Source organism: Salinisphaera sp. SWV1, from assembly GCF_052044155.1.
In the GTDB taxonomy this organism is placed as follows: Bacteria; Pseudomonadota; Gammaproteobacteria; order Nevskiales; family Salinisphaeraceae; genus Salinisphaera.
In genome coordinates, this window is the sequence record NZ_JBQDYE010000043.1 from 17916 (window position 1) to 33225 (window position 15310).

The 15310-nt window shown below is 67.1% G+C and carries 14 protein-coding genes; 4 read left to right on the forward strand and 10 right to left on the reverse strand.

All coding sequences use genetic code 11. The features are described 5' to 3' along the window. The first annotated feature begins 67 nt into the window (after positions 1-67). The 4 genes from ACS8YF_RS16780 (at position 68) to ACS8YF_RS16795 (ending at position 4057) form a co-directional block, all read left to right on the forward strand. Positions 68-1216, forward strand: a complete 1149-nt coding sequence (locus ACS8YF_RS16780) for an N-acetyltransferase (protein ID WP_440851286.1) — start codon at positions 68-70, stop codon at positions 1214-1216. Continuing rightward, positions 1213-2019 (forward strand): nucleotidyltransferase family protein, encoded by an 807-nt coding sequence (locus ACS8YF_RS16785; RefSeq protein ID WP_440851287.1) that lies wholly within the window; start codon positions 1213-1215, stop codon positions 2017-2019. Before ACS8YF_RS16780 ends, ACS8YF_RS16785 begins: the two co-directional genes overlap by 4 nt. 78 nt (positions 2020-2097) lie before the next feature. Next, a complete protein-coding gene (locus ACS8YF_RS16790) occupies positions 2098-3099 on the forward strand; it encodes a diacylglycerol kinase family protein (protein ID WP_440851288.1) in 1002 nt (333 codons plus the stop codon). Positions 3100-3106: 7 nt separating this feature from the next. Further along, a complete protein-coding gene (locus tag ACS8YF_RS16795) occupies positions 3107-4057 on the forward strand; it encodes a hypothetical protein (RefSeq protein ID WP_440851289.1) in 951 nt (316 codons plus the stop codon). 210 nt (positions 4058-4267) lie between these two features. On the opposite strand, the gene lpxC is transcribed toward ACS8YF_RS16795, so the two are convergent. From lpxC to ACS8YF_RS16845, 10 genes are all read right to left on the reverse strand, one after another. Continuing rightward, positions 4268-5197, reverse strand: a complete 930-nt coding sequence (lpxC, locus tag ACS8YF_RS16800; protein WP_440851290.1) for a UDP-3-O-acyl-N-acetylglucosamine deacetylase — start codon at positions 5195-5197, stop codon at positions 4268-4270. Between the two features lie 246 nt (positions 5198-5443). Further along, positions 5444-6592 (reverse strand): cell division protein FtsZ, encoded by a 1149-nt coding sequence (gene ftsZ, locus ACS8YF_RS16805; protein ID WP_440851291.1) that lies wholly within the window; start codon positions 6590-6592, stop codon positions 5444-5446. An 87-nt stretch (positions 6593-6679) separates the two neighbouring features. Continuing rightward, a complete protein-coding gene (ftsA, locus tag ACS8YF_RS16810; protein WP_440851292.1) occupies positions 6680-7915 on the reverse strand; it encodes a cell division protein FtsA in 1236 nt (411 codons plus the stop codon). Next, on the reverse strand, positions 7912-8649 hold the full coding sequence (locus tag ACS8YF_RS16815; protein WP_440851293.1) for a cell division protein FtsQ/DivIB: 738 nt from the start codon (positions 8647-8649) through the stop codon (positions 7912-7914). Before ACS8YF_RS16815 ends, ftsA begins: the two co-directional genes overlap by 4 nt. A 100-nt stretch (positions 8650-8749) precedes the next feature. After that, the gene (gene murC, locus ACS8YF_RS16820) at positions 8750-10201 is read right to left on the reverse strand and encodes a UDP-N-acetylmuramate--L-alanine ligase (RefSeq protein WP_440851294.1); all 1452 of its coding nucleotides are present in this window, start codon (positions 10199-10201) and stop codon (positions 8750-8752) included. Further along, positions 10201-11289 carry an undecaprenyldiphospho-muramoylpentapeptide beta-N-acetylglucosaminyltransferase gene (gene murG, locus ACS8YF_RS16825; protein WP_440851295.1) on the reverse strand — a complete coding sequence of 363 codons (1089 nt, stop codon included), beginning with the start codon at positions 11287-11289 and terminating at the stop codon, positions 10201-10203. The genes murC and murG overlap by 1 nt, the downstream gene beginning before the upstream one ends. Beyond that, positions 11286-12437, reverse strand: coding sequence for a putative lipid II flippase FtsW (gene ftsW / locus ACS8YF_RS16830; RefSeq protein ID WP_440851296.1), 1152 nt, complete (start codon positions 12435-12437; stop codon positions 11286-11288). Before ftsW ends, murG begins: the two co-directional genes overlap by 4 nt. Then, the gene (gene murD, locus ACS8YF_RS16835; RefSeq protein WP_440851297.1) at positions 12434-13774 is read right to left on the reverse strand and encodes a UDP-N-acetylmuramoyl-L-alanine--D-glutamate ligase; all 1341 of its coding nucleotides are present in this window, start codon (positions 13772-13774) and stop codon (positions 12434-12436) included. Before murD ends, ftsW begins: the two co-directional genes overlap by 4 nt. Next, a complete protein-coding gene (gene mraY, locus ACS8YF_RS16840) occupies positions 13771-14853 on the reverse strand; it encodes a phospho-N-acetylmuramoyl-pentapeptide-transferase (RefSeq protein WP_440851298.1) in 1083 nt (360 codons plus the stop codon). The genes murD and mraY overlap by 4 nt, the downstream gene beginning before the upstream one ends. Next, positions 14847-15310: glutamate ligase domain-containing protein (locus ACS8YF_RS16845; protein ID WP_440851299.1), on the reverse strand; the 464-nt coding region annotated here is incomplete at its 5' end. The genes ACS8YF_RS16845 and mraY, both read right to left, overlap by 7 nt.

The window sequence follows — 15310 nt, forward strand, 5'->3', positions numbered from 1 at the left end:
GCGTGCATTGGTCGCCGGACATAATCCTGACGTATATTGCCCGCGCGAGACCGACCGGGACCCACTCATGGCAGTTAGCGAACAACCCTCCGCCGTCACCATCACGCCGATCGCGTCGACCCGCGATCTCAAGCGCTTCATACGCCTGCCGCACGCCATCTATGCCGATCGCAGGGAATGGCGCGCGCCACTGCATATCGAACGGCGCATGCATCTGTCGGCGAAGCACAACCCTGCGTTCGAGCACCTGGACTGGCAGGCCTGGCTGGCGTGGATCGACGGGCGGCCGGTCGGCCGCATCACCGCCCAGATCGATCCGTTGCGCGAACGCGAACACGGCGACCGGGTCGGCTACTTCGGCATGCTGGAGGCGATCGACGACCCCCGGGTGTTCGCCGGTCTGCTCGCGACCGCCGAAGCATGGCTGGCCGAGCGTGGCATGGAAGCCGTACACGGCCCTTTCAATCTGACCATCAACGATGAATGCGGCCTGCTCGTGGACGGCTTCGACACGCCCCCCATGATGATGATGGGACACGGTCGCGACTACTACGCGCCCCACGTGGAAGCCGAGGGGTACAGCAAGGCCGTGGACACGCTCGCCTACTGGGTCGACCTGGCCTTCGAGCACCCGAAGGCGATGCAGCGGCTGCTCGCGCGCTACCAGTCCCGCATGCGCATCCGGCCGATCGACCGCTCGCGCTATACCGAAGAGCTCGACACCCTGCGCGATATCTTCAACGACGCCTGGGCCAACAACTGGGGGTTCGTGCCGTTCACGGCGGCCGAATTCCGCGACATGGGCAATACGCTCAAACTGCTGATCGCCGACGACCTGGTGCAGATCGCCGAGGTGAACGGAACGCCGGCCGCCTTCATCGTCGGCCTGCCCAACCTCAACGAGGCCTCGCGCGATCTCGACGGGCGCCTGTCCCCGGTCGCGGTGGCGAAACTGCTGTGGCGGCTCAAGGTGCGGTTCCCGCAGACCTCCCGGGTGCCATTGATGGGCGTGCGCCAGGCCTACCAGGACGGCCCGCTCGGTGCCGCCCTGGCCTTCGGCGTGATCGCCGCCATGCAGGCCAGTCTGCGCAAGCACGGCGCCACCGGTTGTGAGCTGTCGTGGATTCTCGAGGACAACAAGGGCATGCGCGATATCATCGAGCGCCTGGGCGCCAGCGCCTACAAGACCTATCGGATCTACCGGAAGGCACTGTGACCGGGCCGGACGCGGATGCCCGCGGCTGGGTGGCCATCGTCCTCGCTGGCGACCGCGGCGCCGACGATCCCGTGGCCCGCGCCACCGGGGCCGGGTGCAAGGCAATGGCCGACGTGGCCGGCCGGCCATTGCTGGGCCGCGTACTCGATACGCTGGCGCGCTGCGACGACATCAGCGAATGCCGCGTGGTCGGCCCGGATACCGCCATCGTCGATGCCAATCCCGCATTGCGCGCGCTGATCGCCGCGGCCGATGCGCGCTGGATCGCGCCCGGGCCCTCCCCCGTGGCCAGCGCCATGGCCGCGCTCGACACCATTGCCGCCGGACGCCCGGTGCTCATCACCACGGCCGACCACGCGTTACTCACTCCCGGCATGGTCGCCGCCATGTGTCGACCGGATCGCGATCTCGATCTCGGCGTCGGCCTGGTGGACTACGCGCGCGTGCGGGCGGCCTATCCCGCCAGCCGGCGCACCGCGACCCGGCTGGGCCCGGATGCCTACTGCGGCTGCAACCTGTTCGCCGTATACCGCCCGGCCGGGCGCCGCCTGGTCGAACGCTGGCGCCGGGTCGAGAGCGAACGCAAGCATCCCGCGCGTATCGTCGCCGGCATGCTCGGCTGGGTCGCGCTGGCGCGCTATGCCGCGCGCGCACTGTCACTCGAGGCCGCCTTCAACAGGCTGTCGAAACGCCACGGCCTGAAGGCCGGGCCGGTACTGCTGGACGAGCCCAATGCCGCCGTCGACGTTGATTCAGTCGCCGACCTGCGCCAGGTCGAGGCGATTCTGCGCGCCGGCAACTGAGTCTTCGGCCGCGCCCGCGGCCAGCGCCCGCCGGCAACTAAGATAGACTAAGCGTTTTTACTGAACGTCGATCCGCCGATGGCCGAAACCGAAGGTCTGTCCGCGTCGTATCCGCAGCATGCGCCGCGGCGACTGGGCATCATCTACAACTCGCAGAGCGGTCGCCACCGGCGGCGCTGGGGGCGACATCCGGTGCCGACCGATGTCCCCGCCATCGAGGCCAAGCAACCCGACGAGATCGCGCGCGCGGTTACCGAGCTGGCCGCGCTCGGCGTCGATACACTGGCCGTGGCCGGCGGCGACGGCACCGTGCAGTGCGTGCTCAGCCATGTGTTGCTCGACGATCTTTTCGATACGCTGCCGGTACTCGCCCTCGTACCCACGGGCAGCACCAACATGACCGCCCGCGACGTGGGTTTCGTCGATGTGCGGCGCCGCGGCTGGCAGCCCCTGCTCGACTGGGCGGCCTCGGGCGGCCGGCAAAGCCGGGCCACGATCGCCGATCGCGCCGTGCTGCGCATCCAGGCCTCGGACAGCCAGCCCCCCGTATGCGGGATGTTTTTCGGTGTTGGCGCGGTGCACCACGCCGTTCAGTACACCCAGCAGAACCTGCATAGCAAAGGCCTTCGGGGCGAGGCCGGCCCGGGCCTGGCGTTCCTGCGTTTCCTCAAATCGGTGGCTCTGCAGGACCGCCGGCATTTCGCCCCGACCCGGATTCGCCTGGTCGACGACGCAGGCCGCACGGTGGACGATCCCACCTTGCTGATGGTGGCCTCGACCCTTGATCGGCTGGTCTTGAGTTTCCACCCGTTCTGGGGCCGCGAACAGGCCCCGATCGCCTGGACCACGATCAGCCAGAATGCCTCGCGTTTCCTGCTGCGCCTGCCTTTTGTCGCGCGTGGCTGGTCGCGCGGCTTCAAGGCTGCGGAAGGCGCCGGCTACGTCAGCCACAACAGCCACGAGCTCCGACTGGCGTTCGACGACGGATTCATCGTCGATGGCGAATTTTACCGCAGTCGCCCCGACGACGGCCCGGTCCGCTTGTCCGTGGCCGGCCATGTCCCCTTTCTGAGTCTTTGACCGCGCCATGGATCAACCGCTCGCCGATGCCGCCGCCCTCCAGGCCATAGCCGGCCCCTGCGAAAGCGGGCAGGCCGACGCGCTCCGGCCGCTGATCGAGGCAGTGCGACGGCGCCATCGACAAGCCGTGCGCGCGATCGTGTATTACGGCTCCTGCCTGCGCGGCGGCGACCCGACCGCGGGGCTGGTCGATTTCTATGTGGTGGTCGATCGCTACCGCGCGGCACACGCCAGTCGTGCTGCTGCCGCGGCCAACCGAATGCTGCCGCCGAATGTCTATTACCTGGAGTGCGGGACCGCAGCCGCGACGCTGCGCTGCAAGTACGCGGTGGTCACCCTCGACGATTTGCGCGACGGCGTCGCCCGCGGCTGGTTGTCGAGTCTGTGGGGCCGGTTCGCGCAACCCGTGGCCATCGTGTACGCCGCCAATGACGCCATCCGCCAGGCGGTGCGCGCCTGTTGCGGCCAGGCCGTGATCACCCTGCTCGACCAGAGCCTGCCGGCACTGACACCCCCCATGCTGCCCGCCCAAGCGTTTGGCGCCGCACTCGCGCTCAGTTACGGCGGCGAGTTGCGCACCGAGGGGGGCGAGCGCGGCTTGCGCATCGCCGAACACGATCGTCCCGAATACGCCCGCCGCCTGCTCATGGCACGCGACCATCTGGGGTTCGAGACCGAACAATGCGCGGACGGTCGTATTGCCTGGCGGCCAAGCGCCGCCCAGCGCCAGCACGCCCTTCGCGCCTGGCGGCTGCGGGCGCCGGCGGGACGCGCGGTTTCGGTCCTGCGGCTGGCCAAGGCCTGCTTCACCTTCGACAACGCAATCGACTACGCCGCCTGGAAACTGGAGCGACACACCGGGGTCGCGATCGAGGTCAGCCCGCGGCTGCGGCGCCACCCGCTCATCTATGCCTGGCCGATACTCTGGCGGCTGTATCGCGACGGCGTTTTGCGCTAACGCCGACTGGGCCGCTGCGCATCACGGCCTGTCGCCGTTTTCTCGCGTAAAGCGAGCACAACGCCCTCGCCGCCGCGCCCGGGCAGCCGGGCCTAGAGTCTCCCGCAAGCGCAACGATCGCGCCGCACCGACCAACCCGGCGCCGTGGCCAAAAAAAAGCCGGCGCAAGGCCGGCTCGATGGGTACAGCAAGTCAGACGCCGGGCGGCCGCTACGCCGCGGCGGCCGCGGTCGCCGGCCGCGCATTGATATAGGAGATCGGCAAGGCCGCGCTGTCCTCGAAGGTGATCACCTCCCAGGCATGTTCCTGCTCAAGCAGCGCACGAACCAGCTTGTTGTTCAGACCATGGCCTGACTTGTAGCCGGAGTAGCTGCCGATTAAACCACGGCCCAACAGATACAGATCACCGATGGCATCCAGGATCTTGTGCCGCACGAATTCATTGTCGTAGCGCAGGCCGTCCGCATTGAGCACGCGATAGTCGTCGAGCACGACGGCATTATCCATCGACCCGCCGCGCGCCAGATTGTTCGAGCGCAGATATTCAATATCGCGCATGAAACCGAAGGTACGCGCACGACTGACCTCGCGAACGAAGGACGTGGTCGAGAAGTCGACGGTCGCGGACTGCGTCTCCTCGGCGAAGGCCGGATGATCGAAGTCGATGGCGAAGCTCACCTTGAAGCCATCGAAGGGGTCGAACCGCGCCCACTTGTCGCCGTCGGTCACTTCCACTGGCCGTTTGACGCGGATGAAACGCTTCGCTGCGTCGAGCTCCTGAATACCAGCCGACTGGATCAAAAACACAAAAGGGCCAGCGCTGCCATCCATAATGGGCAGTTCGTCGGCCGACAATTCGACAATTGCATTATCGATACCGAGGCCCGCCATGGCCGATAATAGATGCTCGACCGTCTTGATGCGCACACCGTCGCCATTGACGAGCGTTGTCGCCAGGGTGGTATCACCCACGGCAAAAGCGCTGGCCGTCACGTCCACGGCGGGATCTAGATCGCTGCGCCGGAAGACGATGCCCTGATTCGCCTCGGCGGGGCGCAACGTCATATAGACCTTGCGGCCCGTATGCAGCCCAACGCCGGTGGCGCGGATCGGGTTCCTGAGCGTGCGCTGTCGAAGCATGAGCGTCTTCCCTGGCATTCGTCGGGCCGCGCCGGGGCGACCGTAACCTTTACGTCACAATGAGTTGTTATCTTGCGCCGGAGTTTATGATCGGTGTATTAACTCCGACTTAATTCCGCCGTTTCAACGCAAGACCGCGCGCAAAGCCGGCCAATATAACACCCGGCGACGCACCGCCACCGACCGATCCTGTAGATCGGCGGCGGCGTCGCGGCAACGCAATGTCGGTCGTGCGGCGCCCGTCCGTCAGTCGGCCTGGTTGCGCAAGAACGCCGGCACGTCAAAGTAATCCATATCGACCGCCGTGCTTTCGCGGTTGCCCTGGCGCGGCGACTGCCTGATCACGGTCGGACGATCCAGGTCCTCGTAACGCATCTGCCCCGCCGCATCGCGTTTGATCGCCTGGGGCGCTTCGCGCTGTTCGAGCTGCTGCTGGCCCAGACCGGTGGCGACCACGGTGACCGTAATTTCGTCGCCGGCTTCCGGGTCCTCGGCCATGCCGATGATGACTTCGGCGTTGTCACCACCCATCTCGGCCACGACCTCGTTGACGATCTGAAACTCGTGAATGCCGAGATTCTCGTCGCCGGTGACGTTGACCAGCAGCCCCTGGGCGCCATGCAGCGACAGATCATCCAGCAGCGGGCTGGCGAGCGCGGCCTCGGCGGCTTCACGGGCCCGATCCTCGCCCTTGGCCGAAGCCCGGCCCATCATCGCCATGCCCTGCACGCTCATGACCTTGCGCACGTCGGCGAAGTCGACGTTGAGCATGCCCGGGCGCGTGATCAGGTCGGAGATGCCCTGCACTGCGTTGTGCAACACGTTGTTGGCGGCCTGGAAGGCGTTCTTCAGCGTGATCGACTTGCCGAGCGCGGTCAGTAGCTTTTCGTTCGGAATCACGATCAGCGAATCCACGAAGCCGCCGAGTTCGTCGATACCGCGTTGCGCCACTTCCATGCGCTTGCCGCGTTCGAACGGAAATGGCTTGGTCACCACGGCCAGGGTGAGAATCCCCATCTCGCGGGCGATCTCGGCCACGACCGGGGCGGCGCCCGTGCCGGTGCCGCCGCCCATGCCGGCGGTGATGAACAACATGTCGGCGCCCTCGATGGATTCGCGAATGCGATCGCGATCCTCTTCGGCGGCTTGACGGCCGACGGCCGGATCCGCGCCCGCGCCCAGCCCGCGGGTGATGTTCATGCCCAGCTGGACGAGCACATCGGCGTCACAGCGTTCCAGATGCTGTGCATCGGTGTTGGCACAGATGAAATCGACACCCTTGATGCCGCCGGCGACCATCTGGTTGACGGTGTTGCCACCACCGCCACCGACGCCGATAACCTTGATGACTGCTTGTGTATTGGCCTGATCCGCGAACTCAAATACTTCTGGCATGTTGCACCTCTTGCGTTGCCCTGCTTTTCCTTGCGGAAAACCGTTTGCATCCCTCGCGCCCCGAACGATAGCCCCGGAAACCGTGTCCTAGAAATTGCCCTGGAACCAGGCCTTCATGCGCTCCCAGACCTGGGCAAAACTGTTGTCCTGCGCCGGCACATGCATGCCACCCTTGGATTGTGTGCGATGACCGAATTCCAGCAGACCCACGCCGGTGGCATGGATCGGATTGCGCACCACGTCGGACAGGCCCCGCACCTTCTGCGGCGTGCCCAGGCGCACTGACATGTGGAAGACCTCTTCGGCCAGATCGGTCAGCCCTTCCATCTTGGAGGAGCCGCCGGTGATCACGACGCCGCCGGCCAGCAGATCCTCGAAGCCGGACCGTACCAACTCCTTGTGAATCAGCATGAACAACTCTTCGTAGCGCGGCTTGATCACCTCGGCCAGGGTGTAGCGCGACAGCCGCCGTGGCGGGCGCTCGCCGACACTCGGCACTTCGATGGCGTCGTCGTCGGTGATCAGTTCCGGCAGCGCACAGCCATAGCGGATCTTGATCTGCTCGGCATGCTGGGTCGGCGTGCGTAACGCCACGGCGATATCGTTGGTGACCTGGTCGCCGGCAATCGGAATCACCGCCGTATGCCGGATCGAGCCGTTGACGAAAACGGCGATATCGGACGTGCCGCCGCCGATATCCACCAGCGCCACGCCGAGATCCTTTTCGTCGTCGGTGAGCACCGCATACGACGAAGCCAGTTGCTCCAGCGACAGCTTGGACACCTCCAGACCACAGCGCGCCACGCATTTCTGGATGTTGTGGGCCGAGGTCACCGCGCCGGTGACGATATGCACCTTGGCCTCGAGCCGCACCCCGGACATGCCGACCGGCTCCTGGATGCCTTCGTTGTCGTCGACCGCGAATTCCTGGGGCAGTACGTGCAGAATCTTCTGATCGGCCGGAATGGCGACCGCGCAGGCGGCATCGATCACGCGCTCGATGTCGGACTCGGTGACTTCCTTGTTGCGGACCGCGACAATGCCGTGCGAGTTCAGCGAGCGCACATGCGCGCCCGAGATGCCGCAGTGCACCGACTGGATACGGCAGCCCGCCATCAGCTCGGCTTCCTCGACGGCACGCCGGATCGAGTCCGTGGTCGACTCGATATTGACCACCATCCCCTTCTTCATGCCCTTGGACGGCGCGGTGCCCAGGCCGATGATCTCGATTTCGCCGTTGTTGGACTCGGCAACGATGCACGCGACCTTGGACGTGCCGATATCCAGACCGACGATGAGATTCTGTTCAGGCCGTTTGCTCATCCGACTGACTCCTCATGACTCGCCGAAGCGGTCTCGTGGCGACTGCCGCCCACGGCAAAACCGTCGCTGTAACGCAGATCGACGTAACCGGCGCCGGCCAGCGCGTGGCGCGCCTGCGGACGCGCAAGCGCGAAGCGAACGAAACGCTGCATGCGCGCCGCCAGCTGATCGCGGCCCAGCCGAAGCTCGAGCCCATCGTCGAGTCGAGCCTGCCAGTCACCGCTCGCCTTCAACTCAAGCGACGCAAGATGTACACCATGACCGGCGAGGATACCGGATAGATGGCGATATTGTGCATAGACTTTAGCGCTGTCCTTCGCCGGCCCGTTCAGCTGGATCAACCCCGGCGGACGTGTATCCGGCGTGAACACTTGGCCGTCGGCGGCCAGTACGCTCTTGTCCCCCCAGGCCGCGACCGCCCTGTGATCGGCGACATGCACCACCACGCCATCGGGCCAATGGCGTGAGACGCGCACATCGGTCAGCCATGGCCGGCTCGCGATGCGCGCCTTGAGCGCTGCGGTGTCGACATCGAAGAACGACGCCTTGAGGTAAGGCGCGGCCATCCGGGCGATCTGCTGGTCCGAAACATGCGCCGATTTGCCGCTGATATACAGCCGGCGCGGCCCCGCGTTGTCGGGCTTGATGCCCTGCCAGGTACAGGCGGCCACCCCCAGCAGCACAATGGCGCCGAGGGCACCGTCGCGCAGACGCCGTGCATTGATCCATTTCATGTCCGTCCTCCCCGATCATTGTTCTGACCGAGCACGTCAAACGCTGTCGCCACGCGCGCAGCGGCCGCCGGCTGCCTGTGCAGACCGCTGCCGCGCGCGCTCATTGATCCCCCCCCCGGCCGCGGGCGACCAGGCGCTGAGCCACGGTGCCGATATCGCCGGCGCCGAGCGTCAACACCACATCGCCTTCGGCGACCACGCCGTCCAGCACCGTCGGCAAGGCCTGCACGTCGTCGACGAACACCGGATCGACCCGCCCGCGGGCACGCACCGCGCGCGCCAGCGCCCGGCCATCGGCACCGGTAATCGCGGTTTCGCCGGCCGGGTAGACCTCGCACAGAACGAGCACGTCGAGATCCGCCAGCACCTGGGCGAAGTCCTCGAAAAGGTCGCGGGTGCGGGTATAGCGATGCGGCTGGAAAACCACGACCAGACGGCGATCCGGCCAGGCCGTGCGGGCGGCGGCGATGGTCGAGGACAGCTCGCGCGGATGATGACCGTAGTCGTCGACCAACAGCGCCGACTTGCCGCCGAAATCGATCTCGCCGCGTACCTCGCAGCGTCGGCCGATGCCGGCAAATTTCGACAGACTGGCGCCGATCGAGGCCATGTCCACCCCGAGTTCGTGGGCCACGGCCGCTGCCGCCAATGCGTTGAGCACGTTGTGGCGGCCGGGCAGATTCAGATGCACGTCGAGACCCTCGTCGCCGTTGTGGCGCAGCGTGAAACGCGTGCCCGTGCCGTCGAAGCGCAGGTTCTCGGCGCGGAAATCGGCCGCCTGATCGATGCCGTAGGTGGTAATCGGGCGGCCGACATCCGGCAGGATCTGGCGCACGACCGGATCGTCAACACACAGCACCGCCAGACCGTAGAACGGCAGGTGGTGCAGGAACTCGACGAAGGTGTCGGTGAGCTTCGCGAAGTCGCCGCCGTAGGTTTCCAGATGATCGGCGTCGATATTGGTCACGATCGCCATCATCGGCGTGAGAAACAGAAACGACGCATCCGACTCATCGGCCTCGGCGACCAGATACGGGCCCTCGCCCAGACGCGCGTTCGAGCCCGCACCCAGCACCTTGCCGCCGACGATGAAGGTGGGGTCGAGATGACCGTCGGCCAGCAGCGAGGCCACCAGGCTGGTGGTCGTGGTCTTGCCATGCGTGCCGGCGACCGCGATGCCGTAACGAAAGCGCATCAGCTCGGCCAGCATCTCGGCGCGCCGCACCACCGGCACCAGCCGGTCGTGCGCGGCCACCACTTCCGGGTTGTCCTGCGCCACCGCGGTCGACACCACAACCACATCGGCCCGGGCCACGTTGTCGGCACTGTGGCCGAGATAGATCGTGGCCCCGAGCGCGGCCAGCGACTGCGTCGTCGCGCTGTCCTTCACATCGCTGCCGGTGACGCCGTAGCCGAGATTGATCAGCACACGTGCGATGCCGGCCATGCCCACGCCGCCGATCCCCACCATGTGCACCGTGCGCACACGACGCATCGGGCGGTGCATGAGCGGCTCGAAGCCGTGATGGATTGCGGGTCCGTCCAGCGCCATCACGCGACCTCCAGCGTCTGGTAACAGGCATCGACGATGTCATTCGTCGACTCGCGCCAGGCCACTGCCCGGGCGGCCTCGGCCCGGGTCAGCAAGGCCGCGCGATCGGGCATGAGTTCGGCCAGCTCCCGTGCCAGCCGCTCGGCGCTCAGTTCGCCCTGATCCACCAGCCGTGCCGCGCCGGCCGTGACCAGGTACTGGCCGTTGGCCCGCTGGTGATCGTCGACTGCATGCGGATACGGCACCAGCAGGGCGCCCACGCCGGCGGCGGCCAGTTCCGCCACGGTGAGCGCGCCGGAACGACAGACCACCAGATCGGCCCAGCCGTAGGCTTCGGCCATATCGTCGATGAACGCTTCCACGCGCCCGGGCACGCCGTGTTCGGCGTAGGCGGCCTCGGCGGCGTCCAGCGTACGCCCGGCCTGATGCCAGACCTGCGGCCGCTGCGCCTGGTCCAGCCGTGCCAGCGCCGCCGGCACGCGCTCGTTGATCGCCAACGCCCCGCCGCTGCCGCCGAGCACCAGCAATCTTATCGGGCCCCGGCGCTCGGCCCAGCGGGCCGCCGGCGCGGGCAGCGCGAGAATATCGGCGCGTACCGGATTGCCCACCGTTCGCGGCCGGCGTGCGGCGTCGAACGTCTCCGGGAACGCCTGCAGCACCGTCTGCGCCAGCCGCGCCAGCACGCGATTGGTCAGCCCGGCGGCGGCATTCTGTTCGTGGATGAGCAGCGGCGTGCCGGTCATGCGCGCCATCAGGCCGCCCGGGCCCGAGGCGAAACCGCCCATGCCGACGACCAGCGCCGGCCGCACGGCCTTGAGCACGCGCCGGGCCTGCCACAGGGCCCGCGCCATGCTCGTGGGCGCGGCCAGCAGCGTGGTGAGCTGCTTGCCGCGCAGGCCGCCGACGTCGATGGTATGCAGCGTCAGCCCCTCGGCCGGCACCAGACGGGCCTCGATGCCGGACGAGGTGCCCAGCCACGACACCGTCGCGCCACGGGCGATCAGCGCGCGCGCCACGGCCAGCGCCGGGAACACGTGGCCGCCGGTGCCACCGGCCATGATCAGTACATGCGGACTGGACACGTTCATCGGCCCCGCTCCCGCACCGCCGCGGCGCTTTCCAGGTCCACGCGCAGGATCAACGCACACAGCGTGCACATCATCACCAGCGACGATCCGCCATAGCTCATCAGCGGCAGCGTGAGGCCCTTGGTCGGCAACAGCCCCATGTTGACGGCCATGTTCACGAACGCCTGCAACGACAGCCAGCCCGACAGGCCATAGGCGAGAAAGCCGCCGAAGAACTGGCCCACGTCGATCGCGCGTCGCGCCACCACAAAGCCGCGCCAGACCACGATCGAGAACAGGCCGACCAGCACCAGCGCCCCCAACAGACCGAACTCCTCGGCATAAATCGCGAACAGGAAATCGGTATGGGTTTCCGGTAGATACGACAGTTTCTGTACCGAGTTGCCGAGGCCCACGCCGAACAGGTGCCCGCGCCCGATGGCAATCAGCGATTGCGTGAGCTGGAAACCGCTGGCGAACGGATGGGCCCAGGGGTCGGAAAAGCTCACCAGTCGCTCCATCCGATACGGCGACGAAAACACCACCGCGGCCAGCGCCACCGCCGCGCCCGTACCCAGCACGGCCAGATGGAACAGGCGGGCGCCGGCCACGAACAGAATGATGCCGGCCACGGCCACCAGGATGGCCCCGGCGCCGAAATCCGGCTCGAGCAGCATCAGGAAGCAGGCGATGACCAGGAACACCATCGGCCGGAACAGCCCGGCCCAGGTGCGGGCCAGATCCATCTGCCGCCGCGAAGCATAGCCCGCGATATAGAGAACGAGGCACAGGCGCGCCGGCTCCGAGACCTGCATCGCCACCGGCCCCAGATGGAGCCAGCGCTGGGCGCCGTTGACCGAATGACCGATACCGGGAATCAGCACGATCACCAGCATCGCCAGGCCCGCGCCCAGCAGGGTGAAAGTATTCGCGGCCAGCACCCGGGTCGGGATGTGCAGGGCCACGAATGCGACGATCAACCCGATCAGGGCATAGATCGTCTGGCGATAGAAGAAATACATCGGGTCGCCGGACAGGCGGTCGGCGACGGCGACCGAGGATGAGCCGACCATCACCAGACCAAGGCAGGCGATGACGATCAGCGTCGACAGCAGCCACACATCGGGCCGGACCCGGGGCAGATAAGCGGCGGCGAGGAGATTCTTCATGCCGCAAGCTCCCGGACGGCTGCCGTGAAGGCCTCGCCCCGCGCCTGATAGTTGTCGAATTGATCAAAGCTCGCGCAGCCGGGCGACAACAGCACGACATCGCCGTCCTCGGCGATCTCGGCGGCGCGGCGGACCGCGACCGCCAGCGTGTCGACGCGCTCGACCGGCACATGATCGGTCACCGCGGCGGCGATCAGGTCGGCGTCCTCACCGAAAACCAGTACCGCGCGCGCGCGCGCGCCAGCCGCGGGACCCAGAGCCGCGAAGTCGGCGCCCTTGCCCTGTCCCCCGGCGAGCAGCACCACCGGGCCGTCCATGCCGGTCAGCGAAGCGAGCATGGCGCCGAGATTGGTGCCCTTGGAATCGTTGACCCAGCGCACGCCGTTGATTTCCGCGACCAGCTGGCAGCGATGGGCCAGGCCCTCGAACTGCTGCAGCCCGTCGCGAATCGTGGCCGCATCGATGCCGAGCGCTTCGGCAAGCGCCCAGACCGCGGCGGCATTGGCCGCGTTGTGGCGCCCGGCCAGTTGCAGTCGACGCGCATCGAACCAGGGCGTGTTCCCGCGCGCCAGCCACAGGCCGTCGCCGGCATCGATTACCCGATAATCGGCCGTCTCACGGGTGCCGAAACGTACAACGCGGGCATCGTGGGTGTCCATGGCGGCCACCCGCGCGTCGTCGGCGTTGACCAGCGCGATCTCGGCCGCGCGAAAGATACGGGCCTTGAGTCCGGCGTAATGATCGAGGCTGCCGTGGCGGTCGATATGATCGGCGCTAACATTGAGCACGGTGGCGGCGACACAGCCCAGCCGCTCGGTCAGCTCGAGCTGGAAACTGGACAACTCCAGCACATAGAGATCGATATCCGCGGCCAGCAGATCGAGCGCCGGCGTGCCGAAATTGCCGCCGACAGCCACCCGGCGCCCGCTGGCGGCAGCGATTTCGCCGATCCAGGCCGTGACCGTGGATTTGCCATTGGAGCCCGTGATCGCCACCACCGGAGCATTGGCCGCGCGGGCGAACCACTCGATATCGCCGATGATTTCGTGACCGGCGGCGCGCGCCGCCGCGATCAGCGGCTCGCGCAGGTCGATACCCGGCGAGACCACGACATGGTCGACGCCCTCGAGCATGGCCGGATCCAGCCCGCCGGCCACGATGCCGATCGCCGGCCAGTCGCGGGCCAGCGCGTCGGCCGCCGGCGGCTTCTCGCGGCTGTCGACCACACGCACGCGCGCACCGGCGGCCGCGGCAAAGCGGGCCGCCGAGGCGCCGGTCGCGCCGCAGCCCACCACCAGCACCCGGGCATTCGCGAGTTGTGCTTTCCAGTCGTTCATCGGATTTTCAACGTCGACAGACCGATCAGCACCAGCACCAGGGTGATGATCCAGAACCGCACGATGATCTTGGGCTCGGCCCAGCCCTTGAGTTCGAAGTGATGATGCAGTGGCGCCATGCGGAACACGCGCCGGCCGGTCAGCTTGTAACCGGCGACCTGGATCATCACCGACAGCGTTTCGGCGACGAAGATCCCGCCCATCACGACAAGAATCAGCTCCTGGCGCACCACGACGGCCACCACGCCGAGGGCGGCGCCCAGCGCCAGCGCCCCCACATCGCCCATGAAGACCTGGGCCGGATAGGCGTTGAACCATAGAAAGCCCAGTCCGGCGCCGGCGATCGAGGTACAGAAGATCAACAGCTCGCCCGCGCCGTGGATATAGGTGAAACCGAGATAGCGCGAGAATTCGGCGTGTCCGGTGACATAGGCGAAGATGCCCAGCGCCGAGGCGACCAGCACGCAGGGCATGATGGCCAGCCCGTCGAGGCCATCCGTGAGGTTGACCGCATTGGACGAGCCCACGATCACCAGATAGGTCCAGATGATGTAGCCCGATCCCAGCGGAATGGCCACATTCTTGACCATCGGGATCAGCACGCTGGTCTCGGCGCCGGAGCCCGCCACCATGTACAGCCACAGCCCGGCGGTCAGGCCGATGACCGTCTGCGCGCCGTATTTCGCCCGCGCGGACAGGCCCTTGCTGTTGCCGAACTTGAGTTTCTTGTAATCGTCGACGAATCCGACCACGCCGAAGGCGGTGGTCACGAACATCACCAGCCACACCCAGCCGTCGGTTAGATCCGCCCAGAGCAGCGTGGAGACCAGTACCGCGGCCAATATGAGCGTACCGCCCATGGTGGGCGTGCCGGCCTTGACCAGATGACTCTGCGGCCCGTCGTCGCGCACGAACTGGCCGATCTGGTGGAAGGTCAGCTTGCGGATCAGGATCGGGCCGAACACGAAGCTGAAGATCATCGCCGTCAGCACGCCGAGAATGGCCCGGAAGGTCAGGAACTGGAACACACGAAAGCCCGAGAAGACAGGCTCCAGCAAATGCGCGAGGTACATCAGCATGACGCGCCCACCCTGGGTTCGCCGTCGGCCCGTAGCGCCGCGGCCACCCGGTCCATGCGGGCACTGCGCGAGCCCTTCACCAGCACGATCACGTCGTCGCCCCCGGCGGCGGCGAGCGCACCGCTCAGGGCGGCGTTCAGGCTGTCGTGATCGGGGTACCAGGCCGCGCCTTCGCCGAAGGCCGAAACCGTCAGCCGGCTGTGCTCGCCGGTGGCGAACAGGCGCTCGATGCCCGCTTCACGCGCGGCCACCCCGGCGTCGTGATGCGCCGACTCGGTGACGTCGCCCAGCTCCCCCATGTCGCCGAGCACGGCCCAGCGCGCCCCGCGCTGCTGACCGAGCCAGGACAACGCAGCCGCGAGCGACCCCGGATTGGCGTTATAGCTGTCGTCGACCAGACGCGCGCCGTGGGCGGCGGGCGTGATCGCCAGCCGCCCGGCGACCGCCGCCGTGCGGG

Bases quoted from the DNA above. Each gene is read 5' to 3' on its own strand.
- ACS8YF_RS16780 (WP_440851286.1), top strand. From the start codon at position 68: ATGGCAGTTAGCGAACAACCCTCCGCCGTCACCATCACGCCGATCGCG.
- ACS8YF_RS16790 (WP_440851288.1), top strand. From the start codon at position 2,098: ATGGCCGAAACCGAAGGTCTGTCCGCGTCGTATCCGCAGCATGCGCCG.
- ACS8YF_RS16795 (WP_440851289.1), top strand. From the start codon at position 3,107: ATGGATCAACCGCTCGCCGATGCCGCCGCCCTCCAGGCCATAGCCGGC.
- lpxC (WP_440851290.1), bottom strand. From the start codon at position 5,197: ATGCTTCGACAGCGCACGCTCAGGAACCCGATCCGCGCCACCGGCGTT.
- ftsZ (WP_440851291.1), bottom strand. From the start codon at position 6,592: ATGCCAGAAGTATTTGAGTTCGCGGATCAGGCCAATACACAAGCAGTC.
- ftsA (WP_440851292.1), bottom strand. From the start codon at position 7,915: ATGAGCAAACGGCCTGAACAGAATCTCATCGTCGGTCTGGATATCGGC.
- ACS8YF_RS16815 (WP_440851293.1), bottom strand. From the start codon at position 8,649: ATGAAATGGATCAATGCACGGCGTCTGCGCGACGGTGCCCTCGGCGCC.
- murC (WP_440851294.1), bottom strand. From the start codon at position 10,201: ATGGCGCTGGACGGACCCGCAATCCATCACGGCTTCGAGCCGCTCATG.
- murG (WP_440851295.1), bottom strand. From the start codon at position 11,289: ATGAACGTGTCCAGTCCGCATGTACTGATCATGGCCGGTGGCACCGGC.
- ftsW (WP_440851296.1), bottom strand. From the start codon at position 12,437: ATGAAGAATCTCCTCGCCGCCGCTTATCTGCCCCGGGTCCGGCCCGAT.
- murD (WP_440851297.1), bottom strand. From the start codon at position 13,774: ATGAACGACTGGAAAGCACAACTCGCGAATGCCCGGGTGCTGGTGGTG.
- mraY (WP_440851298.1), bottom strand. From the start codon at position 14,853: ATGCTGATGTACCTCGCGCATTTGCTGGAGCCTGTCTTCTCGGGCTTT.